Origin of the sequence: Microbacterium sp. M3 (assembly GCF_033548675.1) — a bacterium.
GTDB classification, from domain to species: Bacteria; Actinomycetota; Actinomycetes; order Actinomycetales; family Microbacteriaceae; genus Microbacterium; species Microbacterium arthrosphaerae.
On sequence record NZ_JAWTZT010000013.1, the window covers coordinates 1 to 934 of the forward strand.

General features: G+C 64.3%; 1 protein-coding gene. It reads left to right on the forward strand.

What is annotated here, in order from left to right; translation table 11 throughout:
- Positions 1–926: IS30 family transposase (locus tag R8Z57_RS17390; RefSeq protein WP_318355045.1), on the forward strand; the 926-nt coding region annotated here is incomplete at its 5' end.
- Positions 927–934: the final 8 nt, after the last annotated feature.

A 934-nucleotide genomic window follows, 5' to 3' on the forward strand; every position in this document is an offset into this window, starting at 1 on the left:
GTGTCGCCCGCTCGACGATCTCCCGCGAACTCGCCCGACGTCCTCAGCTGAGATACCGGTCCAGCAAGCACTACGACGCGGAGGTCGCGGATCATCACGCCCGAATGATGCGAGCCCGGCCTCGGCTGGTGAAGCTGAACGAGAACCTCGAGCTGCGCGCGGCGGTGCGCGACGGGTTGAACGACCGGTTCTCCCCGGAGCAGATCGCGGGGCGGCTGCCGGCGTTGTTCCCCGGGAGAGAAGATATGCGGGTGTCGCACGAGACGATCTACCAAGCGTTGTATGTGCAGGGCAAAGGGGCGCTGCGAGACGAACTGAAGGTCGTCAAGGCGTTGCGATCAGGTCGCAAGTCCCGGGTCCCGCAGTCCAGGCTCCCTGCTCGCAGCAGCCGGCCGTGGCTCGAGGGGGCACGGTTGAGCGATCGGCCCGCCGAAGCTGCGGATCGTGCCGTCCCGGGTCATTGGGAGGGTGACCTCGTCGTCGGTCCCGACAAGTCCGGCATCATCACCCTCGTCGAACGCCGCTCGCGGTTCGCGCTACTGGGACGACTGCCCGGGACCCGCGACAGCAAGACCGTGACCGGCGTTCTCGCAGACATGATCAGCACCCTGCCCGCAGCGTTGAAGAACACCATCACGTGGGACCAGGGCACCGAAATGGCTGATCACGCTCAATTCACTGTCATGACCGGCTGTCCCGTGTTCTTCTGTGATCCCCACTCGCCATGGCAACGCGGCACGAACGAGAACACCAACGGATTGATCCGTGACTTCTACCCCAAGGGCACGAACTTCAACACCGTCACCGACAGCGACCTCGCCGAAACGCAGCGACTACTGAACATCCGTCCCCGCAAAACCTTGCGCTACGCCACACCCGCCGAGACACTCAACGAGTACATCCGCGACGTTGCACTGACCGCCTGAACTCACCC